This is a genomic window from Kitasatospora sp. NPDC101176 (assembly GCF_044768035.1).
Classification (GTDB): Bacteria; Actinomycetota; Actinomycetes; order Streptomycetales; family Streptomycetaceae; genus Kitasatospora.
In genome coordinates this window covers 22,258-48,249 of record NZ_JBIWPA010000010.1, presented here as the reverse complement: position 1 = coordinate 48,249, position 25,992 = coordinate 22,258, and the positions used below count along the sequence as shown (strand labels likewise).

The following is a 25,992-nucleotide window of genomic DNA, read 5'->3' as shown; positions in this document are numbered from 1 at the left end:
CCGCGGCCGCGCTCAGCGGACCGACGCGGCCCGCCAGGCCTCCCGGGCGACCAGCGGCGCCAGGTAGGACCACCGCCGCGAGCCGTCCGGGCACTCGCCGCCCTCCACCAGCGCCGACACGGCCTTGCGGGTGAACGGCACCCAGGCCGCCATGTCGTGCTCGAAGGTGCTGTGGCAGGCCTCGCGGCGCAGGTCGATCTCGGCGGCGTCGAGCCCGGAGCGGACGGTGGCGACCAGGGTGAAGCAGGACGCCGGCGCGCTCCAGCCCAGCCAGCTGATCACCGGCGGCCCGACGTCCTCCGGGCGCAGCCCCAGCTCCTCCTCCAGCCCGCGGTGCACCAGGCCGTAGAAGTCCTCCGCCGCACCGGGCTCGTCCCGGTACTTCATCGTCTCGTTGATGCCGACCGTCCACTGCGCAGGGAAGGTGTTCACCGCCAGCGAGCGCCGCAGCAGCAGCAACCGGCCCGCGCGGTCCCGCACCGCGACGCAGGCGCTGACCATGGTCGGCGGGGCGACGGCCACGAACCCGGTCAGGCCGAGCTCCAGGGCCTCCCGCACCCGCCGCGCCGAGTCCGCGTCCTCCCGGCCGAGCCGGGTCGTGGCCATGCACTCCGCGTAGTCGCTCTCCGCGATCCGCACCTCGCACACCCGGGCCCGACTGTGCTCGCCGTGATCGACCGTCAGCCGCGAGACGTACGCCGTCCGCCCGGCCGCCCCGGCGGCGCGCTGCCGGGCCACCTCGTCCCGCCAGGCTGGGGTGGACAGCGCGTGCGGGCGCTCCACCCGGCCGCCGTAGTCCGTCACCAGCGTCGCGGGCGACAGCGGCCGCGTCGCCGACCAGGTGATCAGCGGCACCAGCCCGTCGGCCTCCGGGTCGTGCGCCCGCGCCCCCGGTGTCAGGCTCGCCCGCCGCACCCGGGCCAGCGGCACCCGCGAGCCCCCGTACTTGGCGAAGTCGTAGACCAGGTTGGTCACCACCCCGAGCAGCAGTGCCCCGCCCATCCCCAACCACCACTCCACAGAGGTCCCCCCGCCTCGAAGCCGACTCCCATTCTGGAGTCCCGGCGCCCCGGGCGACACCCGTTTCCGACGCCGGCCGACGGAGCGCCGGGCGGCCCCGGCGGCACGGCGCTCCGGGAGCACAGGCCGTTCCCTCAGGGGCAAACCGCCCGGCCCACCCGCTCCTAGCGTGGAGCGCGTCACCACCCCACCCCGTCCCCGAGGGAGCACGCACCATGCCGTTCATCACCGTCGGCCAAGAGAACACCGCCGCCATCGAGCTCTACTACGAGGACCACGGCTCCGGGCAGCCGGTCGTCCTCATCCACGGCTTCCCCCTCGACGGGCACTCCTGGGAGCGGCAGAGCGCCGCCCTGCTCGACGCCGGGTACCGGGTCGTCACCTACGACCGCCGCGGGTTCGGGCGGTCCTCCCAGCCGACCACCGGCTACGACTACGACACCTTCGCCGCCGACCTGCACACCGTGCTGGAGACGCTGGACCTGCGGGACGCCGTGCTGGTCGGCTTCTCGATGGGCACCGGCGAGGTCGCCCGGTACGTGTCCGCCCACGGCTCGGACCGGATCGCCAAGGTCGCCTTCCTGGCCTCCCTGGAGCCCTGCCTGCTCAAGACCGACGACAACCCGGACGGCGCCGCCCCGAAGGAGTTCTTCGACGGCGTCGTCGCGGCGGTGAAGGCCGACCGCTACGCCTACTACCGCGACTTCTTCCAGGACTTCTTCAACCTCGACGAGAACCTCGGCAGCCGGATCAGCGAGGAGGCCGTCCGCAACAGCTGGAACACCGCGGCGAGCGGCGGCTCCTTCGCGGCCTCGGCCGCGCCCTCGACCTGGTACACCGACTTCCGGGCGGACATCCCGCGCGTCGACGTGCCCGCCCTGATCCTGCACGGCACCGGCGACCGCATCCTGCCGGTCGAGAACACCGGCCGCCCGTTCCACCGGGCGCTCCCCTCCGCCGAGTACGTGGAGATCGAGGGCGCGCCGCACGGCCTGCTCTGGACCCACGCCGAGGAGGTCAACGCGGCGCTGCTGGCCTTCCTGGCGAAGTGACCGCCGCGGCGGGGTGACTCCCCCACGGCCCCGTCACCGCACGGGCGGGCCCGCCGACCGCCCCCGCCGCACCCCGACCGGCCGAGCCCCGAGCCCCGTACCGGACGTCCCCCCGAGGACGCCCGGTGCGGGGCTCCGTCGCGTTCCCGGGGCTCCCGCGGGCCGGCCCGCGCACCCCGGCCGGGACCGGTGCGCTCCGGGGACGGGGGCGGTGCACTGAGCGCCAACTCCGTTGTGTGCAGCCGACTTAACGTCGTGTCAGGCGGTCGGGCGGGCCGCCCCCGTACATCCCGGCCCGTCCGGCCGCCACCACCGCCGCCCGCGCCCGGGCCGGCGGTCCGGAGCCACCACAGGAGGTAGTCGAGGTGCCTGCAATGCCGGTCGGCGGGCTGGTCCCGCGCGCCGTCGAGGCCGCCGCGGACATCGTCGTCCGCAACGCGCGGATCCACACCGGGGACGCCCGCCGCCCGCAGGCCGGCGCCCTGGCCGTCCGCGACGGGCTGATCACCGTCGTGGGCGAGGACGCCGACGTCGCCGCCGTGGTCGGGCCGTCCACCGTCGTGGTGGACGCGCTGGGCCGCCGGGTGGTGCCCGGCCTCAACGACGCCCACCTGCACGTGATCCGGGGCGGCCTCAACTACGTCCTGGAACTGCGCTGGGACGGCGTGCCCTCGCTGCGCCTGGCCCTGGCGATGCTCCGCGAGCAGGCCGCCCGCACGCCCGCGGGCCAGTGGGTGCGGGTCGTCGGCGGCTGGTCGGCCGAGCAGTTCGCCGAGAAGCGGCTTCCCACGCCCGCCGAACTGAACGAGGCCGCGCCGGACACCCCGGTGTTCGTGCTGCACCTCTACCAGTCGGCGATCCTCAACCGCGCGGCGCTGCGGGCCGTCGGGTACACCCGTGACACGCCGGACCCCAGGGGCGGCCAGATCGTCCGCGGCCGGGGCGGCGAGCCCAACGGCGTGCTGCTGGCGGCGCCGAGCGCGCTCGTCCTCTACTCCACCCTGGCCAAGGCCCCGGCCCTGGAGGGCGAGGACCGCCGCACCTCCACCCGGCACTTCCTGCGCGAGCTGAACCGGTTCGGGCTGACCTCGGCGATCGACGCGGCCGGGGGCTTCCAGAACTTCCCCGAGAACTACGGCACGGTGACCGAACTGGCCCGGGACGGCCTGCTGTCGCTGCGCATCGCCTACCACCTGTTCCCGCAGACCCCCGGCCAGGAGCTCGACGACCTGGCCCGCTGGGTCGCGACCGTGCGCCCCGGCGAGGGCGACGCCTGGCTGCGGCTGAACGGGGCCGGCGAGAACCTCACCTGGGCCGCCGCGGACTTCGAGAACTTCGCCGAGCCGCGGCCCGAACTCGGCTCCTACGAGGCCGAGTTCGAGAAGGCCGTCCGCCTGCTCATGGAGCACGGCTGGGGCTTCCGGCTGCACGCCACCTACGACGAGACGATCCGGCGCGACCTCGCGGTGTTCGAACGGCTCGCCGCGGAGGGGCTCTTCCCCGCCGGCAACCGGTGGCTCTTCGACCACGCCGAGACCGTCTCCCCGGACAGCCTCGACCGCATCGCGGCGCTCGGCGGCTCGCTCTCCGTGCAGAACCGGCTGTCCTTCCAGGGCGGGGCGTTCGCCCGCCGGTACGGCGCCGACGCCGCCGCCGGGGCCCCGCCGCTGCGGGCCATGCTGGAGCGTGGCCTGACCGTGGCCGCCGGGACGGACGCCACCCGGGTGTCCTCCTACAACCCCTGGGTTGCCCTGCACTGGCTGGTCTCCGGGCGCACCGTCGGCGGGCAGCCGACGCGCCCGCCGCGGAACCGGGTGGACCGTGCGACCGCGCTCGCCCTGTACACCAGGGCCGGCGCCGAACTGACCGGCGAGCAGGACGTCAAGGGCGTGCTCCGGGAGGGCTGCTACGCCGACCTCGCGGTGCTCTCCGCGGACTACTTCACCGTCCCCGAGCCGGACATCCCGCACATCGAGTCCGTGCTGACCGTCGTCGGCGGCCGGATCGTCCACGCCGCCGCCGAGTACGAGGGCATGGCGGAGGAGCTCCCGCCGGTCAGCCCCGCCTGGAGCCCGGTCGCCCGCTTCGGCGGCTACCAGGCCCACCACCCGGGCACCGGCGGCGCGGGCGCCCGCCAGGCGGAGCTGCTCGGACAGGTCGTCGCCGAGTCGGAACTGCAGCGCCGGTGGCGCGCGGACCGCGGCGACCTGACGGAGCACGCCCAGCCGTTCGACCCCTGCTTCCTGCTCTGACGCCGTCCGGCTCCCCGGACCGCCCCACCCCGACCTCCTCCACCCCACCGGCGTGGAGGCCCGACCGAAGGGAAACCTCATGTTCGACGCGAACCAGGTCAGCGCCACCCCGAGCCCGGACCTGCTGACCCCCGACAACGCCGTGGTCCTCTTCGTGGACCACCAGCCGCAGATGTTCTTCGGCACCGGCAGCGGCGACCGGACCGCGATCATCAACGCCACGGTCGGCCTCGCCAAGGCCGCCAGGGCCTTCGACGTGCCGGTGGTGCTGACCACCGTCGCCGCCGAGTCCTTCTCCGGCCCGCTGCTGCCGCAGCTGGCCGCCGTGTTCCCCGACGCGGAGGTCCTCGACCGCACCTCGATGAACGCCTGGGAGGACCGGGCCGTCGTCGACGCCGTCAAGGCCACCGGCCGCGGGAAGGTCGTCATCGCCGGCCTGTGGACCGAGGTCTGCCTGGTGCTGCCGGTGCTCTCCATGCTCGCCCAGGGCTACGAGGTGTACGTCGTCACCGACGCCTCGGGCGGCGTCTCCCCGCAGGCCCACGAGCACGCCGTGCAGCGCATGACGCAGGGCGGCGCCGTCCCGGTGACCTGGGTGCAGGTGCTGCTGGAGCTGCAGCGCGACTGGGCCCGGGCGGAGACGTACGGCGCCGTCATGGAGGTCGTCAAGGAGCACGCCGGCGCGTACGGCCTGGGCGTCGTCTACGCGCAGACCGTCATCGGGGCGCACGCGGCGGGCTGAGCCCCGCCGGCGCGCGACACCCGATCAGGAACCAGGGACAGGAACAGGAAGCGGACACGATGGATACCGGACTGCTGGTCCTCCGGCTGGTGGTGGGCCTGCTCATCGCCGGGCACGGGGTACAGAAGGTGAGCCACCGCCTCGGCGGCCACGGCCTGGCGGGCGGGACGGAGGAGTTCCGGCACGACGGCTTCCTCGGCGGCCCGCTCACCGCGCTCGCCGCGGGGGCCGGCCAGATCGGCTCGGGCCTGTTCCTGGCCCTGGGGGCGCTCACGCCCCTGGCGGCCATGGTCGCCATCGGCGTGATGACGGTGGCGATCACCGTCAAACGCCCGAACGGGCTCTGGGTGCAGGACGACGGCTACGAGTACCCGCTGGTGCTGGTCGTGGTCACGGGCTCGCTGGCGCTCACCGGCCCGGGCCGGTGGTCCGCCGACCACGCGCTCGGCCTGCCCGGGTGGCCGCTCTGGCTGCCCGCCCTGGCCGTCGCCCTCGGCCTCGCCAGCGGCCTGCTGACCCGGGCGGTGCTGCACCGCCCCCCGACCGGGGAGGAGGCGGCCGCCGGTGCGCGCCCTGCTGGCTGACGCGCTGCGGACGGTGCGGCCGCCCCGGGCGGACCGGCACGGCCCGCTGCCGCCGCTGATGCTGCTGCTGACGGTGGCCACCGGCCTGGTCGACGCGGTGAGCTACCTCGGCCTCGGGCACGTCTTCGTGGCGAACATGACGGGCAACGTGGTCTTCCTGGGGTTCGCCCTGGCGGGGGCCTCCGGGCTGTCCGTCCCGGCCTCGCTGGTCTCGCTGGCGGCGTTCCTGACCGGTGCGCTCACCGGCGGCCGGCTCGGCACCCGGCTGGCGGCGCACCGCGGGCGCCTGCTGGCCCGGGCCGCCGCCGTCCAGGCCGTCCTGACCGCCGCCGCCACCGCCACGGCGGCCGTCTCCGGTGCGGGGGCCACCGCGTCCGGCGGCGCCGGGTACGCACTGATCGTGCTGCTGGGGCTGGGCATGGGGCTGCAGAACGCGGTGGCCCGGCGGCTGGGCGTGCCCGACCTGACGACCACGGTGCTCACCCTGACGCTGACCGGGCTCGCCGCCGACTCGGCTCCGGCCGGGGGCGGTGCGCCCCGCCCGGGCCGGCGGATCCTCTCCGCGCTGGCGATGATGCTCGGCGGCGTCGCGGGCGGGGTCCTCGTCCTGCACGGGCTGCTGGTGGCGGCCCTCGGGCTCGCCTCGGCGCTGCTGCTGGCCACCGCCGTGACGGCCCACCGGGTCTCGGACCCCGACGCCCCGTGGGCGCCGCCGGTGGCCTGAGCCGCGGGTCGGGACCGCTGAAGGGCCGCCGTCCGGCGGTCCTTCAGCGGTGTGCCCCCGTCGCCGCCGCGGCGGCACAACCGCCCATACCCCTCTGTATGATGATCTTTCAACAGTTGGGGGGTTCATGGACCAGCAGGCGCCGCAGGCCCTGGGGCCGCTGCTGCGCGCCCACCGGCACGCCGCCACGCTGACCCTGGAGGAGCTCTCGGAGCGCTCCGGCGTCAGCGCGCGAGCCATCGGCGACATGGAACGCGGCCACAGCCGGGGCCCCCAGCCCCGCACCGTCGACGCCCTCGCCACCGCCCTCGGCCTCCCCCCGGACGACGCCGCGGCCCTGCTCGCCGCCGCCCGCTCCGGCCGCCGGCGGCAGCCGGCCGTCACCGCCCGGCCCTGCGAACTCCCGCCCGCCGTACCCGACTTCACCGGCCGCGCGACCGAGACCGACTGGCTCGCCCGGACCACCACCGACCCCCGGGCGCACCGGGTGTCGATCGTCTCCGGCGCCCCCGGCCTCGGCAAGACCGCACTCGTCCTGCACGCCGGCCGAGCCCTCGGCGAGCGCTTCGCCGACGGCTGCCTCTTCCTCGACCTGCGCGGACTGGACACCGACCCGGTCCCCCCGCACGACGCCCTGGCGAGCCTGCTCCGGGCCCTGGGGGTGCGCGAACGCGACCTCCCGGTCGACACCGCCGAACGCCAGACGCTCTACCGCGGCCTGCTGCGGGAGCGGGACGCCCTCGTCGTCCTGGACAACGCCGCGCACGAGGGCCAGCTGCGCGCCCTGCTGCCCGGGCCCGGCCGGGGCACCGTCTGGGTCACCAGCCGCCGCTCGCTCACCGGCATCGAACACGCCCGGCGCCTCGTCCTGGAGCCGCTGCCCGCCGAGTCCGCCACCACCCTGCTCGGCGCGATCCTCGCCCAACGCGACGACCACCCGGCCCGGGACGACCGGCCGGCCGGCGGCGGCCACCCGGCCGACCCCGCCGCCCTGGCCCGGGTCGCCGACCTGTGCGGACACCTGCCGCTGGCCCTGCGCATCGCCGGCAACCGGCTGCTCAGCCGGCCCGCCTGGGACGCCCGCGACCTCGCCGACCGCCTCGACGACGAGGACCTGCGGCTCCACCGCCTCGCCGCCGGCGACCTGCGGATCCGCTCCGCCTTCCGGCTCTCCTACGAGCAGCTCGGGGAGCCCGAGCGCCGTCTGTTCCGCCGCCTGGCCCTCGTCCCCGGCCCGGACTTCGACGCCGCCGCCGGCGCCGTGCTCACCGGTCTGCGCCCCGGCCCGGTGGAGGAGATGCTGGACGAACTGCTCGAACTCGGCCTGCTCGGCACCACCGCCGGCGACCGGATGCTGTTCCACGACCTCCTCCGCCTCTACGCGCGCGAGCGGCTCGACGAGGAGGAGGGCGCGCAGGAGCGCCTGGCCGCCGACACCGCCCTGCACCGCTGGCTGCTCGACACCGCCGCCGCCGCGGGCCAGTGCTTCCAGCCCGACGGCCCCCGGCCCGGCAGCGCCTTCGCCACGCCGCGGGCCGCCCAGCTGTGGCTGGAGGCGGAGAGCGCCAACTGGCTCGCCGCACTGCGGCGGGCCGCGGTGGAGGGCCGGCACCCCGAGGTGGTGCGGACCGCCGAGTCCATGCACTGGTTCTCCGACCGCTGGACGTACTGGGGGCACTGGCCCGAGGTGTTCGGCCTCTCCCGCACCGCCGCCCGCGCGCTCGGCGACACCGCGGCGGAGGCGACCCACACCAACTACCTCGCCTGGGCGCAACTCTCCTGCCTGGGCCGCCCCCGCGAGGCGCTCGCCACCGCCGGACAGGCCGCGGACCTCGCCGACCGGGCGGGGGACACCGTCCAGCAGGCCTGGGCGCGCTTCTACGCGGCCAGCGCCGCCAACCGGCTCGGGGACCTCGACACCGCGGTCCGGCGGGCCCGGCACTCCGCCGAGCTGTTCGCCGCGGCCGGCGACCGCGAGGGCCACCCGCAGGCGCTGATGGCGCTCTCCGCCGCCCAGCACCGGCAGGGCGCGGAGGCGGACTCGCTGGCCACCGCCGACACCATCCTCGGGCTGCTGGCCGACCCCGCCACCGCACCGGGCGCGGCCCACATCGTCGACTTCACCACGGCCAACGCGCTGATCGGCAAGGGGCGGGCGCTGCTCGGCCTCGACCGACCGGCCGAGGCCGAGGCCGCCTTCACGCAGGCCCGCCGGGTGAGCGACCGCGTCGGCGTCCCGATGCTGACCGGCATCGCCGCGGTCGGGCAGGCCCGGGCCCTGGACGCCCTCGGCGAGCGGGACCGCGCGGTCGCCGCGGCGCGCGAGGCCCGGGCGGCCGCGGACACCGCCGGCGACACCGTCCGGCAGGCCGAGGCCACGGCCCTGCTCGCCGACTGGACCGACCGTCCCTAAGCGCCGTCCCGGCGGGTGGGCGCGCCGGGCCCGGCCACCGGGCGGGGCAGCCCGGCCCGCAGGGCGGGTTCCGCCGCCGTACTCGCCGACCACTCGCTCGGCGAGACGCCGTAGGCGGCCCGGAACGCCCGGCTGAAGTGACTGGCGCTGACGAACCCCCAGCGGCCCGCGACCGCCGCCACGGTGGGCCGCCCCGCGGCCGGGCGGGCCAGGTCGCGCCGGCACATGTCGAGCCGCTGGCGCTGGATCCAGCGGACCACCGTGACGCCCTCGAAGCGGAAGAGCTTGTGCAGGTAGCGCACCGACACGTGGTGGGCGGCCGCGATCCGCTCCGGCCCGAGGTCACGGTCCCCCAGGTGGCGCAGGATGTGGTCCTTGATCCGCGCCAGGGTGGCCAGCGCCGCCTCCGGGGCCGGCGGGGCCGACCGGCCGCGGCGTTCCTGGGCCAGCACGGCCAGCAGGTCCAGCGCCGTGGTGGCGAGCCGGCCGGCCACCGCCGGCTCCAGCTCCCCGGCCGAGCGGGCCAGCCGTTCCAGGTAGGCGGCCACCAGCCCGGCGGTGCCGGCGGAGCCGTCGAAGGCCGTCGCGGTGAGCACCCGCAGGTCCTCGTCGGAGACGCCGACCGCCGTCCTCGGCCAGTGGAAGGCGGTGAACTCGAAGTGCTCCGGGAGCTCCTTGACGAACGGCCGGCCGGCGTCGGAGATCGCGAAGGTGCCCGGGTCCAGCGGCACCTGGCGGTCGTTCTGGAGCAGCCGGGCCCGGCCGCGGCGCTGCAGGGCCAGCGTGATGTGGTCCTCACCGCCCCGGGCGATCAGGCCGGCGCTGCGCACCACCCGCTGCGGGCCGCCCCGCACCCGGGAGACCTGCAGTGCGCCCAGCCGCCGGCTGGTGATGGTCGCGGCCGCGGGCTCGGCCTCGAGCAGGGACACGTCCAGCGGGATGAAGGTGCGGGAGACCGCCTCGTGCCAGTACTCGGCGCGTTCGGCGGGCGGGATCGGGGCGGTGTCGAGGACGACAGTCATCAACGCTCCTACGACGGCTGTCGGGCACGTCGGACCAGCCGGTCCGGCGGCACGGGCGGGGAGGGCGGCGGGCGCGGGGACCGCGCCCGCCGGCTCCTCCATCACACCCCGCCGCGGCGCCCCGGACCAGGAGGAACAACAGGAGGAACTTCGCCCGCCGCCCGGACCGGAACGCCCCCGCCGGCCCGGCGGGTCGTCACCAGGAGTGCCGGTGCAGGGCGACGTGCACCGTGTCGACGGCCTGGATCAGCGCCGCGCGGGCCGTCCCGGTGGGGCAGTGGCCGGCGAGCAGCAGGAAGCCGTGCACCGCGCCCTGGTAGCGGGTCGCCACCACCGGGACGCCCGCCGCGCGCAGCCTGGCCGCGTACGCCTCCCCCTCGTCCCGCAGGACGTCGGCCTCGGCGGTGAGCACCAGCGCCGGGGGCAGCCCGGCGAGCTGGTCCAGCCCGGCCCGCAGCGGGGCGGCGGTGGGCTCCAGCCGCCGCTCCGGCTCCGGGACGTAGGCCTCCCAGAAGCGGCGCATGTGGTCGCGGTGCAGGAAGTAGCCCGTCGCGTAGCGGTGGTAGGACGGGGTGTCCAGGTCGGCGTCGGTCACCGGGCAGACCAGCACCTGGTGCAGCAGCGGGGCGTCGCCGTGCCGGCGGGCGAGCAGGGTCAGCGCCGCCACCAGGTTGGCGCCGGCCGAGTCCCCCACCGCGGCGATCCGCCGCCCGTCCAGGCCGAGCAGGTCGCCGTGCGCGTGGATCCAGCGGACGACGGCGTGGCACTGCTCGACGGCCACCGGGTAGCGGGCGAGCGGGGCGGCGGCGTAGTCGACGTAGACCACCGCGGCGTCGGCGCCCAGGGCGAACTCGGTGATCAGCCGGCGGTAGGAGGCGGCGTCCCCGAGCGCCCAGCCGAGGCCGGGCAGGAGGAGCACCACCGGGCTCGGTTCGACGGTGCCGGCCGGTCTGGTGACCTGGACGCGCACCCGCCCGGTCGGCCCGCAGGGCAGCTCGAACCAGCGGGTGGTGGTGCCGTACGGGTCGTCCGCTCCGCCGTCCCCCGGCAGCCGCCCGGCCGGCCCCGCCGGCCATGACGCCGGCCCCGCCGTCGGACCGGGCGTCGGGGCCGGGCCGTCCTCCGCGGCCAGGAAGCCGAGGTCCGGGAGCTCCGCCGCCGGGCTCCCGGCCCGGGCGTCCAGGAACTCCTGGAGCGCCCGGTCGAGCACCGGTCGGCCGCCGTGCGAGGGGGTGGTGGTGTCGGACAACGCTGATCTCCTGGCGTGGACGGATGGACGCCGCCGCGCCCGACGGGCGCCACGGCCGGAGCCCGGTGCGCACCGGGCGGGGCGTCGGCCCGCGGCCCCCGCCGCCGACGCGCCGCTCGACCGTACTGCGGGCGGGCCGCCCCGCCTGGTCTGTCCGCGCACGGATTTCCCGCCGGGGCAGGACCGGGGAGCGGCCGTCGGCGTGCGACCGGTCAGCCGGCCGTGCCGCCCCCGGTCGCCCGCCACTCGCGCGGCGACACCCCGTAGGCGGCGCGGAAGGCCCGGCTGAAGTGCGCCGGGTTGACGAAGCCCCAGCGCTGGGCCACGGAGGAGACGGTCGGCGCGGTGCGCCCGCGGCGGGCCAGCTCCTCGGCACAGGCCTCCAGCCGGCGCCGCTGGACGAACCGGCTCACCGTCAGCCCCTCGCCCTCGAAGAGCCGGTGCAGGTAGCGCACCGAGATGTGGTGGGCGCCCGCGACGCTCTCCGGCGACAGCCCCGGGTCCTGCAGGTGGCGGTCGATGTGCGCGCGGATCCGGCGGACCAGGTGGTCGTTCGGGGCTTCCGGCTCCTCCACCGCCCGGCCGGTCAGCTGCCCGACGAGCGTGCTGAGCAGGTCCGCCACGCTGCCGGCCAGCCGGTCGCCGATCGGCGCTGGGTAGGAGTGGGCGGACGCCGCCAGCGTGCCCAGGAAGGGCAGCAGGACGGAGCCGCACCCCTCGCCGGGCGTGACGGCCGTGCCCGCCACCTGCCGCAGCTCCCCCTCCGACACCCCCAGCAGCCGGCGCGGCAGGTGGAACAGGTGGGTGCGGAAGCGTTCCGGATAGTCGAGCGAGTAGGGCCGCGCGGTGTCGTACAGCACCAGCCCGCCCCCGGCCACCTCGGCCCGTCGGCCGTCCTGTTCCAGCGCGGCCCGCCCGGACACCTGCACCCCGACGCCCACCTGCGGTTCGGTCCGCGACCGGGCGATCAGGCCGGCGGTCCGGGACACCCGCGCCGCGTCCGCCTCCAGCGTGGAGACCCGGACGTACCCGAGCCGGTGCGACGCCAGGCGGCCGTCGAACGGCCGCGCGGCGAGCGGGACCACCTCCACCGGCACCACCGTCCGTGACACCGCCTCGCCCCAGAACGCCGCCTTCTCACCGTCCGCCACCGACGCGGTCGTCACCTGCCAGCCCACCCGGCCGCCCTTTCCCCGAAGCCCTGCGCGGCCAGCCTGCTCCGCGGGTCGGACGCCGGGTTAGGTCATCTGACTGCCCCGTCGCGGCGGTGCGCCCCGGGGCCGGGCACGGTGCACGGGGAGGACAGGACCGGGCCGGTCAGCCGAGGGCGTGCGCGAGCGCGGCCCGCGACGTGATGCCGAGCTTCGGGAAGACCTTGTAGAGGTGCGCGGCGACGGTGCGCGGCGACAGCTGCAGCAGCCCGCCGATCTCCTTGTTGGTCAGGCCGGTCGCCGCCAGCCGGGCGATCCGCAGCTCCTGCCCGGTCAGGGCCGCGGGGCCGCCGCCCTCCTCGGGGGCCGCGGCGGGGCCGCCCGGCTCGGGTGCCACCTGCTCGCCCGCGGCCCGGAGCTCCTCCTGGCAGCGCCGCGCCCAGGGGTCGGCCCGCAGCCGGCGGAAGGCGTGGTACGCCGCGCGCAGCACCTCGCGGGCGCCCGGCCGGTGCCGCCGGCGCAGCCAGGAGCCGTGCGCGAGCCGCAACCGGGCGGCGTCGAACGCCCACCGCTCGGCGTCGGGTACGGCGAAGGCCGCCCGGTACGCCTCGTCGGCACCGGCGTCGTCGGCGGCCACCGCGGCGGCGGCCGCGAACAGGAAGGCGTGGTGGCCGGAGATCCCGGCCGCGCCGACGGCCCGCGCGGCCGCCAGGTGCGCCCGCGCCTGGGCGTGGCGGCCGGTGTGCACGGCGGCCGTCACCAGGTCGAGGACCAGCGCGTGCCGCCAGGGCGGCCCGACGGGCGGCCGCTCGGCCGGGGCCGCCGGGGGGACTGCGGCGCCCGGGGCGACCGGGGCGAGCTGCGCGTACGCCTCCTCGTACCGCCCGTGGGCGAGGGCGGCGAGGCCCCGCAGGTGGGCGAGCCGGTCGAGGACGAAACGCATCCTGGCCCGGGTGGCGGTCGGCCCGATCGCCCGCTCGACCTCCCGAAGCCCCTCCTCGTCACCGCGGCCGGCCAGGAACTGTGCGTGGTAGTAGCGGAACATCAGCGCGTTGGCGTGGTAGCCGAGTTCGTCCGCGACCGCCGCCTCGCGCAGGCAGACGGCGGCCTGCTCCCAGCGGCCGAGCAGGAAGTCCTCGTGGCACTTGGCCTTCGCCACCGAGCCCTGGGTGGCGAAGCCGTGCAGGCCGGTGAGCCGCTGCCAGAGGTCGCCGCCGGGGCAGTCGAGCGCCGACGCGGTCCACAGCAGCAGCCAGGAGGCGCCCGCCTCCTGCTCCTCGGTCATCCCGTCGGCGACGGCGCGCAGTTCCCCGGCCACCGCCGGGTCCGGGTCGGTCCAGGCCCGCAGGCAGAGCCGGCCCGCCTCGGAGACGCTCCCCCGGTGGCGTTGCAGGGCCCGCCAGGCGCAGGGGTCGTCGGTGTGGGTGGCGGACAGCAGCAGCTTGAAGTAGACCTGCTCGACCAGCCCGCCGAAGGTGTCGGCACCCGGCGCGGTCATCGCGTCGAGGGCCGCGGGCAGCAGCGCCGCGGAGGACGCGAAGTCGACCCGGTGGCTCTGGTCGACGTACACCCGGGCGTAGGCGAACAGCGGGGCGACGTCCGCCGGGACGGGTGCGCCGGACAGCCCGGCGACCAGCTCGGCGCTGTGCCGCAGCTGCCCACCGCGGGCCGCCATCACGGCGGCCCAGGTGAGCCTGCGGGCGCGGTCGGCCGGGTCCGGGCTGAGGGCCGCGGCGCGCTCCAGCAGCAGCGCGCCCTCCGCGTCGCCGCCGCGGCGGGCCAGCCGGCGGCCGACCTCCTGGAGGCGGTCGGCGAGGGCGGCGTCCGGGAACAGGGCCGCCGAGGCCTCGTGGACCAGCCGCCGCGGGTCGTCCGGGGCGAGGGCGGCGGCGAGCGTGCGGTGGGCCGCGCGCCGGTCGGCGTCGGAGGCGCCCGCGACCACCGCGCTGCGCACCAGCGGGTGGCGGAACACCAGCCGGCCGGCCGGGTCGAGCCGGGCGAGCCCGTCGGCCTCGATCCGCTCCAGGCTGCGGCGGGCGTCCTCGTCCGCGAGGGCGCTCAGCCACCCACTACCGGCGTCCGCGCCGGTGGCCAGCGCGCCGAGCAGCAGCAGGCGGCCGGCCTCCGGGGTCGTCCCGCCGAGCCGCTCGGCGAACATCCGCTCCAGCGTGCGCCCGAGCGGCAGGTGGTCCGGCAGCGGGGCGGCGCCGCGCTGCTGGGCGCCGGCCAGCTGCCGGGGCAGTTCGACCAGTGCCAGCGGGTTGCCGACGGCCTCGGCCAGCACCCGGTCGGCCGTGGTCGCGGCCAGCCCCGGGTGCCGGTCGGCCAGCAGTGCCGCCGCGTCGGCCCGGTCGAGCGCGCGCACGTCGACCGGCTCGTCCGACCAGCTCGAGGCCGCCGAACCCGCCGGGCGGCCGGCCCCGACGATCACCAGGGGCAGTTCGGCGCAGCGGCGGCGCAGGAAGGCGAAGACGGCCGCGCTGGAGGAGTCCACCCAGTGCAGGTCGTCCAGGAGGAGCAGGACCGGGGCGGTGCGCGCCGCGTCGCCCAGCAGCGCGAGGGTGGCGGCGCCGACGGCGAAGCCGCTCGGGGTGCCGGCCCGGACGCCGAGCGCGCTCTCCAGGGTGTCCCGCTGGTGGGGTGACAGGCCGTCCGAGCGCCGCAGGAGGGCCCAGACGGCCTGGTGCAGCGCGCCGAACGCGAAGTCGGTCTCCGCTTCGGCGCCGACGGCCCGCAGGACGGTGAAGCCGCGTCCGCGCGCCTGCCGCTCGGTCCAGGCCAGCAGGGTGCTCTTGCCGACCCCGGCCTCGCCGCGCAGCAGCACGGCGGTGCCGCCGGCGCCGCCGGCCGCCCGGGCCAGGGCGGCCTCGAGGAGCCCGGTCTCCCGCCGCCGGCCGATCAGGGCGGGGCCCCGCGTCTCGTCCACCACTCTCGTTCCTCCCGGGTCGGCCGGCCTGCTCGCTGCCCCGGCCTCCCCAGGTTATCGCTCGTCAGCGGGCCTGGCGGACGTGCGCGACGGGCCCTCACCACCCCTTCTCGTCATCTTGACGAGATGAACCCGGGACCTTTATCGTCCTCATGACGAGAAGAGGTGCTCCTCCCCATGGCCGACATCACCAGACGCTTCGGACTGCGCCACCTGCGCGCCGTCCCCACCGCCCACATCCGCCACCTGAACCGCGGCAAGGTCGTCCACGACGGCACCGGCCTGGCGTTCTGGTTCCGGCCGCTCACCGCCGCCCTCTCCGAGGTGCCCGTGGACGACCGCGAGCTCGCGATGCTCTTCCACGCCCGCACCTCCGATTTCCAGGACGTCACCGTGCAGGCCACGCTGACCTACCGGATCACCGAACCGGCCGTCGCCGCGAGCCGCGTCGACTTCGGCATCGACCCGGACACCGGCGCCTGGCGCGCCGCCCCGCTCGACCAGCTCGCCACCCTGCTCACCGAGACCGCCCAGCAGCACGCGCTCGGACTGCTCGCCCGCACCACCCTCGCCGCCGCCCTGGTCGACGGCGTCAGCGCCGTGCGGGACCGGATGGCCGAGGGGCTCGCCGCCGAACCCCGGATCGCCGAGACCGGCCTCGCCGTGATCGCCGTCCGGGTCGTCGCCCTGCGCCCCGAACCCGAGGTGGAGCGGGCCCTGCGCACGCCCGCCCGGGAACTGGTCCAGCAGGAGGCCGACCGGGCCACCTTCGAACGGCGCGCCGTCGCCGTCGAGCACGAGCGCGGCATCGCCGAGAACGAGCTCGCCAACCGGATCGAACTCGCCCGCCGGGAGGAACAGCTGCTCGCCCAGCAGGGCGCCAACAGCCGCCTCCAGGCCGAGGAGGAGGCCGTCGCCGGGCGGGTCCGCACCGACGCCGAAGCCGAACGCCGCATCCGGCTCGCCGGCGCCGAGGCGGACGCCGCCCGCGCCCTCGGCGACGCCCGCGCCGCCGCCGAGGCGGCCTGGCTCACCGCCCACCAGCAGGCCGACCCGGCCGTGCTGCGGGCCCTCGCCCTGATGCGGCTGGCCGAGCACCTGCCGCAGATCGACAGCATCACGCTCACCCCCGACGTGCTGACCGGGCTGCTGGCCAAGCTCGGCGGCCCCGCGGGCGGGACGGACCGGTGAGCCTCGCCCCCCGGGCGGTGCTGGTGCACCGCCGGACGGAGTACGAGGAGCTGCTCGCCCACCACGGCACGCCCGGGCAGGCCGCCTTCTTCCTCTCCTCCCGCGGCCGCTCGGTCGAGGAGGTGGAGCAGCGCCACCACCGGCAGGCCGCCGCGCTGGCCCGGGCCGCCGCCGCCGTCCCGCTGGACTGGCGGCGCACCCGGGTCGAGCGCGCCGACCTGCCGCGCTTCCTGTTCGAACCGGGGGACGTGGTGGTCGTGGTCGGCCAGGACGGGCTGGTCGCCAACGCCGCCAAGTACCTCGACGGGCAGCCGGTGATCGGGGTCGACGCCGACCCCGGCCGCAACCCCGGCATCCTGGTCCGCCACCGCGCCTCCGCACTGCCCGTCCTGCTGGCGGCCGCCGTCGCCCGCGGCGGCGACCGGCACGTCGAGGAGCGCACCATGGTCGAGGCCGTCGCGGACGACACCCAGCGGCTCCTCGCGCTCAACGAGGTGTACCTCGGTCAGCCCGGCCACCAGACCGCGCGGTACCGGCTGGCGGTGGACGGGGAGGAGGCCGAGCCGCAGGCCTCCTCGGGCGTCCTGATCGGCACCGGGACCGGGGCCACCGGCTGGTGCCGCTCCGCCTGGCTGGAGCGCGGCGGCCCCGTGCCGCTGCCGGAGGCGGTGGCGCCGTCGCTCGCCTGGTTCGTCCGCGAGGCCTGGCCCTCGCCCACCACCGGCACCAGCCGGGTGCACGGCGTGCTCGACGACGGCCGCGGGCTGGTGCTGACCGTCGAGTCGGACCGGCTGGTGGCCTTCGGCGACGGCGTCGAGTCGGACGCCCTGGAGCTGACCTGGGGGCAGAGCGTCCGGGTCGGCGTGGCGGAGAACCGGCTGCGGCTGGTGGTCTGACGGCCCGTCGGCGGATCCCGGCCCACGGGCGGGTGCCGGCGGTCCGCAGGGCCTACGGCGCGTCGGCGGCGCCCGACGGGCCGGGCGCCTCGCCGGGGTCGGACGGGCCGGGCGGGCCTGCGGCCCCGGACGGGCCGGACGCGTCCGCGAGGCCGGACGGGCCGGGCGGGAGCACCCCGCCGAGCAGGGCCCGGACGGTCGCCCTCGCGAACTCCTCGGCCCCGGCCGGCCGGAGCGCCTCGGCGGGGGCCTCGGCGGCGTAGAAGAGCTCAAGGAAGGCCCGGTGGAAGCAGGCCCCGATCAGCAGCATGGCGGCGGCGTCCGGGTCGACGGCGGAGGAGACCCGGCCCAGCCGCTGTTCGGCGCGCAGGTAGTCGGCGAGCCGGGCACTGACGTTGTGCGGGCCGGCGTCGCCCAGCTTGCCGCGGTGGGCGGCGAGCAGCTCGGGGCTCGCGAACAGCGATCCGGCCATCGGGAAGGACTGCCGGTAGAACGGGACGGCGACCCGGACCACCTCCTCCAGGTGCTCGCCGACCGAGCCCAGGCCGGCCCGGCCCGGCAGGTCGGCCACCGCGTCGGCGAGGCGCGGGGCGCGCTCGCGCAGCACCCGGACGAAGATCTCCTCCTTGTCGCGGAAGTGCTTGTACAGCGCCGCCTCGGAGCAGCCGGCGGCCCGGGCGATCTCCTTGGTGGTGGTGCGGGTGAGCCCCACGGTGGCGATCAGGCGGGCCGCGGCGTCGAGCACCCGCGCCCGGGTGAGGGCCCCGCCGGTCAGCGGTGCGGCGGCCGCCGGCCCGCCCGGGCCCGCGTCGCCCCGGCCCCCGTCGCCCCGGTTGCCGCCGTCTCGATCCGCGCCGTCTCGGTTCACGGGCGCCAGTCTACCTTGACAGGTGGGTGAGCACTCACCCACCATCGAAGTAAGCATTCACTCACCCCCTGGGAGCAGTCATGCGACTCACTGTTCTCGGCGCCACCGGAGGCGTCGGACGCCATCTGGTCGGCCACGCCCTGGCCGACGGGCACCAGGTCGTGGCGGCGGTCCGCGATCCGGCGCGACTGCCGCTCCGCCACGAGCGGCTGACCGTCGTCCGGGCGGACGCCCTCGACCCCGCGTCCCTGAAGCCCGTGGTCGAGGGGGCCGACGCGGTGCTCTCCGGCATCGGCGCGAACGGCCGCTCGGACCCGCTGAAGCCCGCCTCGACCTCCGCCCGGGCGGTGGTGGCGGCGATGACCGAGGTCGGGGTGCGCCGGATCCTCACGGTGAGCGCGGCGCCGCTCAACCGCACCGGGGCCGGCCAGTCGGTGCTCGCCGGCCGGATCCTCTCGCCGCTGCTCCGGGCGCTCCTGCGGGACGTCTACACCGACCTGGAGGCGATGGAGCGCGTCCTGCGGGCGAGCGGTCTGGACTGGACGGCCGTCCGGCCGCCGCGACTGACCGACGGACCCGGCCGGGGCAACTACCGCCGGAGCGTCGACTCCGGCCCGCCCACCAGCTCCGTCAGCCGGTCCGACGTCGCGCGGGCGATGCTCGACCTCGTCGCCGCCCCGGAGACCTTCGGCCACACCGTGGGCGTGAGCGCCTGACGGACCCGCCCGGCCCCGGACGCCGTCCGCCGACCCCGGTCAGACCCGGGGCCGACGGGCGGCGCCGCCATTGACATGTCCCGGCGATAGCTGTGAAGCTGCTTGAAACTGCCTACTTTCAAGCAACTTCGCGCAGCAAGTGAACATCTCTTGCGCAATCGACGGGAGAACCCACCGTGCGCCAGGTTCGCCAGCGCTTACGCCGGGCCGCCCTCGGCGTGGCCCTGACCAGCATCGCCGCCGTGGCCGGGCCCGCCCTGCCGGCCCGCGCCGCGACCCCCGGCTCCGCCGTCCTCGACCAGGACCACCAGAGCGTCACCTGGCAGAGCGCCCAGTACGCCAAGGGGACGCTCGGCGGCCCGGGCACCTGCCCGCCCGCCGCCCAGGACCCGGGCGGGGCCGTCTGCGACCGCTTCGACCTGACCGTGACCGTCCCCGCCGGCTACTGGGACGACAACCCGGAAGGCGGCGTCCCGGTCTCCGTGCAGTGGCAGAACCCCACCGACGACTTCGACCTGTACGTCTACGACGACGCCGGCAAGGAGGTCGCCCAGAGCGCCGGCACCGCCGACCCCGAGGCCACCGTCATCCCGAAGGCCTCCGGCACCTACCACGTCCTGGTCGTCCCCTACGACGTGCACGGCGGCTCCTTCACCGGCCGGGCCTACCTGCCGCAGACCGCCGACGCCGGCGACCTCACCTCCCTCACCGGCTCCCAGGGCGGCTACGACATCGCCGCCGGCGCGCTCAGGGCCCGGGTGGACTTCCTCGCCGACGACCAGCTCCGGCTGCAGGCCGCCCCCGACGGCGTCCTCACCGACCCGGCCGGCCGCACCATCGTCCGCACCCAGCCCGCACCCCAGCGGAACACGAGCACCTTCGACGCCGGCGCGTACTACGGCATCCGCTCCCCCGGCCTGGTGCTGCGGGTCTACAAGCACCCGCTGCGCTTCGGCCTGTACAAGGCCGACGACCGCACCGCCCTCTGGCAGGAGGCCGCCCCGCTGCGCTGGAGCACCGGCGGGCTGCGGCAGAGCCTCGTCCGCGGCCCCGACGAGCAGTTCTTCGGCGGCGGCGAGCAGAACGGCTCCCTCTCCCACCGCGACCGGACGATCCACGTCGCCAACAGCTCGAACTGGAACGAGGGCGGCTACAACAACTCCCAGCCGTTCTACGTCTCCACCGCCGGCTACGGCGTCTTCCGCAACACCTTCGCCCCCGGCACCTACGACTTCGGCTCCCCTGTGCACACCGGGCAGCAGGAACGCCGCCTGGACGCCTACTACTTCACCGGTGACGTCAAGTCGGTGATCGGCCGCTACACCGCCCTCGTCGGCAAGCCCTTCATGCCGCCCGTCTACGGCCTGGAGCCCGGCGACTCCGACTGCTACCTGCACAACGCCAACCGCGGCGAGCGCCACACCCTGGACGCCCTCAAGGTCGCCGACGGCTACGTCCAGCACGGCATGCCGCTCGGCTGGATGCTCGTCAACGACGGCTACGGCTGCGGCTACGAGGACCTCGCCAGGACCGGCGAGGGCCTGCGCAAGGACCACGCCCAGCTCGGCCTCTGGACGCAGAACGGCCTTCCCGACCAGGCCGCCGAGGTCAAGGCCGGCGTCCGGGTGCGCAAGCTCGACGTCGCCTGGGTCGGCAACGGCTACGACTTCGCCCTGAACGCCTGCGACCAGGCCAAGGCCGGCATCGAGGACAGCAGCGACGCCCGGGGCTTCGTCTGGCTGCCGGTCTCCTGGGCCGGCGCCCAGCGCTGCGGGGTGCTCTGGAGCGGCGACCAGAGCCTGTCCTGGGACTACATCCGCTGGCAGATCCCCACCTACGCCGGCGCCACCATGTCCGGCATCGCCTACAACACCGGCGACATCGGCTCCATCTTCCGGCGCGACCCGCAGATGTACACCCGCGACCTGCAGTGGAAGGCCTTCCTGCCCACCGTCATGACCATGGACGGCTGGGCCCGCGACATGACCGGCAAGGAGCAGCGCGACCAGCAGCCCTGGCTGGACGGCGAGCCCTACACCTCGATCAACCGCAAGTACCTGCAGCTGAAGGAGCGGCTGCTGCCCTACATGTACACCCTGTCCGCGGAGGCCACCCGGACCGGCGTCGGCGCCGTGCGCCCGCTCGCCCTCGAGTACCCGCACGACCCGGCCGCCCTCGGCCCGAACGCCACCTACGAGTTCCTCGCCGGGCCGGACTTCCTGGTCGCCCCGGTCTACTCCGACACCTCGGTGCGCAACGGCATCTACCTGCCCGAGGGCACCTGGACCGACTACTGGACCGGACGCACCTACCAGGGCCCCACCACGATCGACGGCTACGCCGCCCCGCTGGACACCCTGCCGCTGTTCGTCCGCGGGGGCGCGATCGTCCCTATGTGGCCCAAGGGCACGCTCTCCTGGCAGGACCGCGACCGCGGCGAGCTCGACTACGACCTCTACCCGAAGGGCGACTCCTCGTACACGCTGTACGAGGACGACGGCGTCACCCGGCAGTTCGCCGCCGGCTCCTCGGCGACCCAGCGGGTCGACGTGCACGCCGACCGCGCCGTCACCAGTGTCCGGGTCGGCGCCAGCACGGGGACGTACGCCGGCAAGCCGGCCGCCCGCTCCTACCGCTTCACCGTGCACGGCCAGGACGCCCCGCGCCTGGTCGTCACCCGGGGCGGCCCGCTGCCCCGGCTGGACTCGGCGGCCGCGCTCGACGCCGCCCCCTCGGGCTGGTACCACGACCCGGCGACCGGGGTGACGCACATCCGCACGCCCTCCCTGCCCACCGATCGCGGGTTCTCGGTGGAGATCGTCCGCGGCGGCCGCTGACCGGCCGGCCCGCACCGGGCTCCCCCCGCCGACCGGGCTCCCCCGCGCACCTCCGCGGGGGAGCCCGGTCGCGTCGCCGGGCACCCTGTCCGCGGCCGCCGGGGTGGCGTAGCGTGGCCGGATGAACACGAACGCGTCACCCCGGTACGACGTCGTGATCGTCGGCGGTGGGCACAACGGACTGGTCTCGGCGGCCTACCTGGCCCGCGCCGGACTGCGGGTGCTCGTGCTGGAACGGCTGCCGCGGGTGGGCGGGGCCGCGGTCTCCACCCGCGCCTTCGCGGGCGTGGACGCCCGGTTGTCGCGCTACTCGTACCTGGTGAGCCTGCTGCCCCGGAAGGTGGTCACCGACCTGGGGCTGCGGCTGGAGCTGCGGCGGCGGCGGATCGCCTCGTACACGCCCGCCGTCCGCGACGGCAAGCCCACCGGGCTGCTGGTGGACGCGTCCGACCCCGGGCGCACCCGGGACTCGTTCCGGGCCCTGACCGGCACGGACCGGGAGTGGGAGGCCTGGCAGCGCTTCCAGGAGACGACCGGGCGCCTCGCCCGGCGGGTGTTCCCCACCCTCACCGAGCCGCTGCCCACCCGCGCCGAACTGCGCCGGCGGGTCGCCGACGAGGACGCCTGGACCTCCGTGTTCGAACGGCCGCTCGGCGAGACGATCGAGCGGACCTTCGCCGACGACCTGGTGCGCGGCGTCGTCCTCACCGACGCGCTGATCGGCACCTTCACCCACGCCCACGACCCGTCACTGCGCCAGAACCGGTGCTTCCTCTACCACGTGATCGGCAACGGGACCGGCGACTGGGACGTCCCGGTCGGCGGGATGGGCGCCGTCACCGGGGCGCTGGCCGGGGCGGCGCTGGCGGCCGGCGCCACGATCCGCACCGGCTGCGAGGTCACCGGCATCGCCACCGACGGCCGCGGCGACGCCGAGGTCGGCTACCGCCACCAGGGCGGCGAGGCGGTCGCGGTAGGCCGCCGGGTGCTGGTCAACGCCGCCCCGGCGACGCTCGCCCGGCTGCTCGGCGAACACCCCGGGCCCGCCCCCGAGGGTGCCCAGCTGAAGGTCAACATGGTGCTCCGCCGGCTGCCCCGGCTGCGCGACCCCGCCGCGGACCCCCGGGAGGCCTTCGCGGGAACCTTCCACATCGCCGAGGGCTACCGGCAGTTGGAGACCGCCCACACCGAGGCGGCGGCCGGCCGGATGCCCGGGGCACCGCCCTCGGAGATCTACTGCCACACCCTGACCGACCCCTCCGTCCTCGGCCCCGAGGCGCTCCGCCAGGGCCTGCACACCCTGACCCTGTTCGGCCTGCACCTGCCCGCCCGGCTGTTCACCGACCCGGCCGCCAAGGACCGCGCCCTGGCCGCCGCACTGGCCCAGGTGGACGAGGTGCTCGCCGAACCGCTCGCCGACTGCCTGGCCACCGACTCCGCCGGCCGCCCCTGCCTGGAGGCCAGGACGCCGCCCGAGCTGGAGCGGGAGCTCGGCCTGCCCGGCGGCCACATCTTCCACCGGGACCTCGCCTTCCCGTACCGCACCGAGACCGCCGACACCGCCGGCACCGCCGCCGCCCGCTGGGGCGTGGCGACCGCCCGCCCCGACGTGCTGCTCTGCGGGGCGGGGGCGGTGCGCGGCGGGGGTGTCAGCGGCATCCCGGGCCACAACGCGGCCCGGGCCGTCCTGGAGGACCTGGCCGGCGGCGGCCGCCCCTCGCGGTGACGGCGGGCCCTACGGCCGCACCTCCCGGCGGTCCGCGTACTCCACCAGCTCGACCAGCAGACCGGTGGCCGGGCCGAGGTGGACGAAGGCGATGCGCAGCCCGGGCCGGCCGCCCGGGCGGGGCTCGTCGTCGACCAGCACCGCGCCGCGGGCGCTCAGCGCGGCCAGTTCGGCGGTGATGTCGTCGACCTCGAAGGCCACGTGGTGCAGGCCCGGCCCGCTGCGGGCCAGGTGGCCGGTGACCTGGCTGGCCGGGCCGGACGGGGTGACGATCTCGATCGCGGTCGGGTCGCCCGCGCGGCGCCAGAACTGACAGGTGACGTCGTAGGTGGCGACCGCGTCGGTGGTGTCCGGGCTCATGGTGAGCATCCGCAGGCCGGTGGCCGCGGACCCGAGGTCCGCCGCCACCATCCCGACGTGGTCGATGCGGCGGATCACCGGTCCGCCAGCGCGGCGGTCACGAGGCCCCCGAGTCCGGCGACGTCGGCGACGGCGAAGTAGGTGCGCAGGTCGAGCTGGACCCCGAAGGCGTCCTCGACGTCGGTGAGCAGCCGCAGCGCGGCCAGGCTGGTCCAGTTCTCGAGCTGCTGGAAGCGCGAGGCCGGGGAGAGGCCGGGCAGCCCGGTGACCCGTTCGACGAGGCCGACGAGCGCGCCGGTGACGTCGGCGGTGCGGGTGGTGCCGGTGCTGCCGGCAGTGCCGGTGGTTCCGGTGGTTCCGGTGGTTCCGGTGGTTTCAGACATGGGAGGGCTCCCTTCCGTCCAGGACGATCCAGTCGGGTGCGGCCACGTCGGCCGCGGTGAGGTCGAGCGCGTAGCGGGTCGGGTCGCCGGGGGCCGCGGGGCCGCCGATCGGGGTGAAGGACTCCAGCAGCGAGGCGGCCGGTCCGTTCCGGTCGCCGCGGCGGTAGTCGGCGTGCAGGGTGGTGGCGCCGCCGGCCCGGGCGAGGCCGGCCAGGTGGGCGAGGACGGCGTGCTCGACCCCGCGGGAGAAGACCCGGCAGCTCATCACGAAGTTCTCGACGAGCCAGGCGTCCGGCCCCGTGGCGATCCAGGCCGCGCCGACCAGCCCCTCGCGGCCGAACCGGTCCGCGACCTCGAAGCCGAGCAGCAGGTGGTCGGGCGAGGCGGCCGCCGCCCGGGTGCCGCGCTCGCCGTGCGCTCCCGGGTTGAGGTTGAACTGGTTGGTTCGGGCGGCGAGTTGGATGATCCTGGGCAGGTCGAACTCGTCGGCCGGGGTGACGGTGACCCGCAGTCCGAGGCCGGCCAGGTAGTCGTGGGCGGAGGCGAAGGACTCCGCGAACTCCTCCCGCTCGGCGCGGGCCCGGTACAGGCCGGTGCGCTCCCGGTCGGTCGCGGTCGTCGTCAGCGCGCCGAAGAACTGCGGCTCCAGGACGGCCGCGAGGTGCCCCGCCGGATCCCCGCCCAGCCGGACCACCCGGGCCTCCGGGATCTCCCGGACGACGAGGTCGCACTCGAACGGGCTGTCGTCGACGAAGACGACGCTGTCCAGGCCCAGGTTGAGGGTCTGCACGATCTGCCGGATGTTGTGGTCCTTGCGGCCCCAGTTGGCGGCCCTGGCCACGAAGTCGTCCGGCCGCAGCAGGAGTTCGGGGTGCGTGGCGAGCACCTCGTCCACCGCGGACCGCTCGTTCTTGCTGCACACGGCGAGCAGCACGCCCTGGCGCCGCAGCGCCAGCAGGCCGCGCTGCAGCTCGGTGTAGCAGTTCCCGGGGTAGCCGCCGCCGATCTGCAGGCCCTCGGGGCCGTCGTCCCCCAGGACGCCGCCCCACAGCGTGTTGTCGAGGTCGACCACGAGCAGCTTGCGGCCGAGGCCGGCCGCCGCCCGGCACAGCGCGGCGGCCTCCCGGGCGTACTCCGCCTCCACCCCGAAGGTCCAGGCCATGCCGGCGAAGCGGTGCAGCCGCTCGTCCCGCACCGGGCCGGGGTGGTCGACCAGCAGCGCCTCGAAGTCCAGGACGTGGACGGCCGGGTGGCGCCCGGCCAGCTCCAGCAGGCGGCGGTTGACGTCCCGCCAGGCCGCGCCCAGTCCGGCCCGGGCGGAGTAGCCGATCACGCGCCGCTGCCGGGAGCGGGCGAGCGGCACGGTGTGCAGCACCACGGCGCCGCCGGAGGACTCGGCGAAGCCGGTCACCGCCTGTTCCAGCATGGCCAGCCGCTCGCCGGCCGGGCCGGTCAGCGTGGCGAGGTCGGACGGGTCCCAGTCGGCGGGAAGCAGCGCCTCGTCGTGCAGCAGGCACAGGGTGACGTCGGGGGCGAAGCGGGCCAGCTCGGAGCCTGGGTCGGTGAGCTGGACGAGCAGTTGGTCGTAGCCGCTGACGTGGATCTCCGGCGCGATGCCGGCCCGCAGCAGTTCGACCCGCAGCAGCGGTTCGACGTTCTCGGCGGTGAAGGTGGCGGCGATCGCGATCCGCAGCGGCCGTGGCGCCCGGCCGGGCGGCACGACCCGTTCCGGGGCGACGCCGGCCAGCAGGCGGCCGGCGTCGCGCAGTGCCGTGGGCGCGCTCAGCGCGGCCAGGGCGGCGGGCAGCCCGGGGTCGGGCGGCGCGTCCTCGTCCCGGAGCGCGCGGATCCGGGCCAGGACGGTCTCGTCGGTGTCCATG

General features: G+C 76.4%; 20 protein-coding genes. 11 read left to right on the top strand and 9 right to left on the bottom strand.

Going from position 1 to position 25,992, the window contains the following annotated elements:
* Window positions 1-12 precede the first annotated feature (12 nt).
* A complete protein-coding gene (locus tag ACIRS1_RS16615; RefSeq protein WP_402840117.1) occupies window positions 13-1,002 on the bottom strand; it encodes a hypothetical protein in 990 nt (329 codons plus the stop codon).
* Between the two features lie 233 nt (window positions 1,003-1,235).
* On the opposite strand from ACIRS1_RS16615, the gene ACIRS1_RS16610 reads away from it, so the two are divergent.
* The 6 genes from ACIRS1_RS16610 (at window position 1,236) to ACIRS1_RS16585 (ending at window position 8,787) form a co-directional block, all read left to right on the top strand.
* On the top strand, window positions 1,236-2,072 hold the full coding sequence (locus ACIRS1_RS16610; protein WP_360209610.1) for an alpha/beta hydrolase: 837 nt from the start codon (window positions 1,236-1,238) through the stop codon (window positions 2,070-2,072).
* A 374-nt stretch (window positions 2,073-2,446) separates the two neighbouring features.
* A complete protein-coding gene (locus tag ACIRS1_RS16605; protein WP_402840467.1) occupies window positions 2,447-4,324 on the top strand; it encodes an amidohydrolase in 1,878 nt (625 codons plus the stop codon).
* Between the two features lie 79 nt (window positions 4,325-4,403).
* Entirely contained in the window at window positions 4,404-5,066 is a 663-nt protein-coding gene (locus ACIRS1_RS16600; RefSeq protein WP_360209607.1) for a hydrolase, read from the top strand.
* A 59-nt stretch (window positions 5,067-5,125) separates the two neighbouring features.
* The gene (locus ACIRS1_RS16595; RefSeq protein ID WP_360209604.1) at window positions 5,126-5,650 is read left to right on the top strand and encodes a DoxX family protein; all 525 of its coding nucleotides are present in this window, start codon (window positions 5,126-5,128) and stop codon (window positions 5,648-5,650) included.
* A complete protein-coding gene (locus ACIRS1_RS16590) occupies window positions 5,631-6,374 on the top strand; it encodes a YoaK family protein (RefSeq protein ID WP_402840112.1) in 744 nt (247 codons plus the stop codon). The genes ACIRS1_RS16595 and ACIRS1_RS16590 overlap by 20 nt, the downstream gene beginning before the upstream one ends.
* Window positions 6,375-6,501: 127 nt before the next feature.
* Window positions 6,502-8,787: an ATP-binding protein gene (locus ACIRS1_RS16585; RefSeq protein ID WP_387905466.1), complete on the top strand. Its 2,286-nt coding sequence runs from the start codon at window positions 6,502-6,504 to the stop codon at window positions 8,785-8,787.
* On the opposite strand, the gene ACIRS1_RS16580 is transcribed toward ACIRS1_RS16585, so the two are convergent.
* The 4 genes from ACIRS1_RS16580 to ACIRS1_RS16565 form a co-directional block, all read right to left on the bottom strand.
* Window positions 8,784-9,809 carry a helix-turn-helix domain-containing protein gene (locus ACIRS1_RS16580; RefSeq protein WP_402840109.1) on the bottom strand — a complete coding sequence of 342 codons (1,026 nt, stop codon included), beginning with the start codon at window positions 9,807-9,809 and terminating at the stop codon, window positions 8,784-8,786. The genes ACIRS1_RS16585 and ACIRS1_RS16580 overlap by 4 nt on opposite strands.
* 196 nt (window positions 9,810-10,005) lie before the next feature.
* On the bottom strand, window positions 10,006-11,058 hold the full coding sequence (locus tag ACIRS1_RS16575; protein WP_402840107.1) for an alpha/beta hydrolase: 1,053 nt from the start codon (window positions 11,056-11,058) through the stop codon (window positions 10,006-10,008).
* Between the two features lie 212 nt (window positions 11,059-11,270).
* Entirely contained in the window at window positions 11,271-12,236 is a 966-nt protein-coding gene (locus tag ACIRS1_RS16570) for a helix-turn-helix domain-containing protein (protein ID WP_402840104.1), read from the bottom strand.
* A 139-nt stretch (window positions 12,237-12,375) separates the two neighbouring features.
* A complete protein-coding gene (locus ACIRS1_RS16565; protein ID WP_402840102.1) occupies window positions 12,376-15,135 on the bottom strand; it encodes an AAA family ATPase in 2,760 nt (919 codons plus the stop codon).
* Between the two features lie 177 nt (window positions 15,136-15,312).
* Between ACIRS1_RS16565 and ACIRS1_RS16560 the strand changes: the two genes are divergently transcribed.
* Window positions 15,313-16,326, top strand: coding sequence for an SPFH domain-containing protein (locus tag ACIRS1_RS16560; RefSeq protein WP_360209585.1), 1,014 nt, complete (start codon window positions 15,313-15,315; stop codon window positions 16,324-16,326).
* Entirely contained in the window at window positions 16,323-17,222 is a 900-nt protein-coding gene (locus ACIRS1_RS16555; RefSeq protein ID WP_387905459.1) for a hypothetical protein, read from the top strand. The genes ACIRS1_RS16560 and ACIRS1_RS16555 overlap by 4 nt, the downstream gene beginning before the upstream one ends.
* Before the next feature lie 52 nt (window positions 17,223-17,274).
* Here ACIRS1_RS16555 and ACIRS1_RS16550 read toward each other — a convergent pair whose 3' ends face one another.
* Window positions 17,275-17,997 (bottom strand): TetR family transcriptional regulator, encoded by a 723-nt coding sequence (locus ACIRS1_RS16550; RefSeq protein WP_402840464.1) that lies wholly within the window; start codon window positions 17,995-17,997, stop codon window positions 17,275-17,277.
* 173 nt (window positions 17,998-18,170) lie between these two features.
* On the opposite strand from ACIRS1_RS16550, the gene ACIRS1_RS16545 reads away from it, so the two are divergent.
* From ACIRS1_RS16545 to ACIRS1_RS16535, 3 genes are all read left to right on the top strand, one after another.
* On the top strand, window positions 18,171-18,806 hold the full coding sequence (locus tag ACIRS1_RS16545; protein ID WP_402840099.1) for an NAD(P)-dependent oxidoreductase: 636 nt from the start codon (window positions 18,171-18,173) through the stop codon (window positions 18,804-18,806).
* 176 nt (window positions 18,807-18,982) lie between these two features.
* On the top strand, window positions 18,983-21,643 hold the full coding sequence (locus ACIRS1_RS16540) for a TIM-barrel domain-containing protein (RefSeq protein WP_402840097.1): 2,661 nt from the start codon (window positions 18,983-18,985) through the stop codon (window positions 21,641-21,643).
* A gap of 121 nt (window positions 21,644-21,764) precedes the next feature.
* Window positions 21,765-23,369 carry a phytoene desaturase family protein gene (locus ACIRS1_RS16535; protein ID WP_402840094.1) on the top strand — a complete coding sequence of 535 codons (1,605 nt, stop codon included), beginning with the start codon at window positions 21,765-21,767 and terminating at the stop codon, window positions 23,367-23,369.
* 9 nt (window positions 23,370-23,378) lie between these two features.
* Here ACIRS1_RS16535 and ACIRS1_RS16530 read toward each other — a convergent pair whose 3' ends face one another.
* Genes ACIRS1_RS16530 through ACIRS1_RS16520 form a run of 3 tightly spaced genes read right to left on the bottom strand, consistent with a single transcriptional unit; the run spans window position 23,379 to window position 25,991 of the window.
* Window positions 23,379-23,807 (bottom strand): VOC family protein, encoded by a 429-nt coding sequence (locus tag ACIRS1_RS16530; RefSeq protein ID WP_402840090.1) that lies wholly within the window; start codon window positions 23,805-23,807, stop codon window positions 23,379-23,381.
* Window positions 23,804-24,112 (bottom strand): acyl carrier protein, encoded by a 309-nt coding sequence (locus tag ACIRS1_RS16525; protein WP_402840087.1) that lies wholly within the window; start codon window positions 24,110-24,112, stop codon window positions 23,804-23,806. Before ACIRS1_RS16525 ends, ACIRS1_RS16530 begins: the two co-directional genes overlap by 4 nt.
* Window positions 24,105-25,991, bottom strand: a complete 1,887-nt coding sequence (locus ACIRS1_RS16520; RefSeq protein WP_402840084.1) for an HAD-IIIC family phosphatase — start codon at window positions 25,989-25,991, stop codon at window positions 24,105-24,107. Before ACIRS1_RS16520 ends, ACIRS1_RS16525 begins: the two co-directional genes overlap by 8 nt.
* Window position 25,992: the final 1 nt, after the last annotated feature.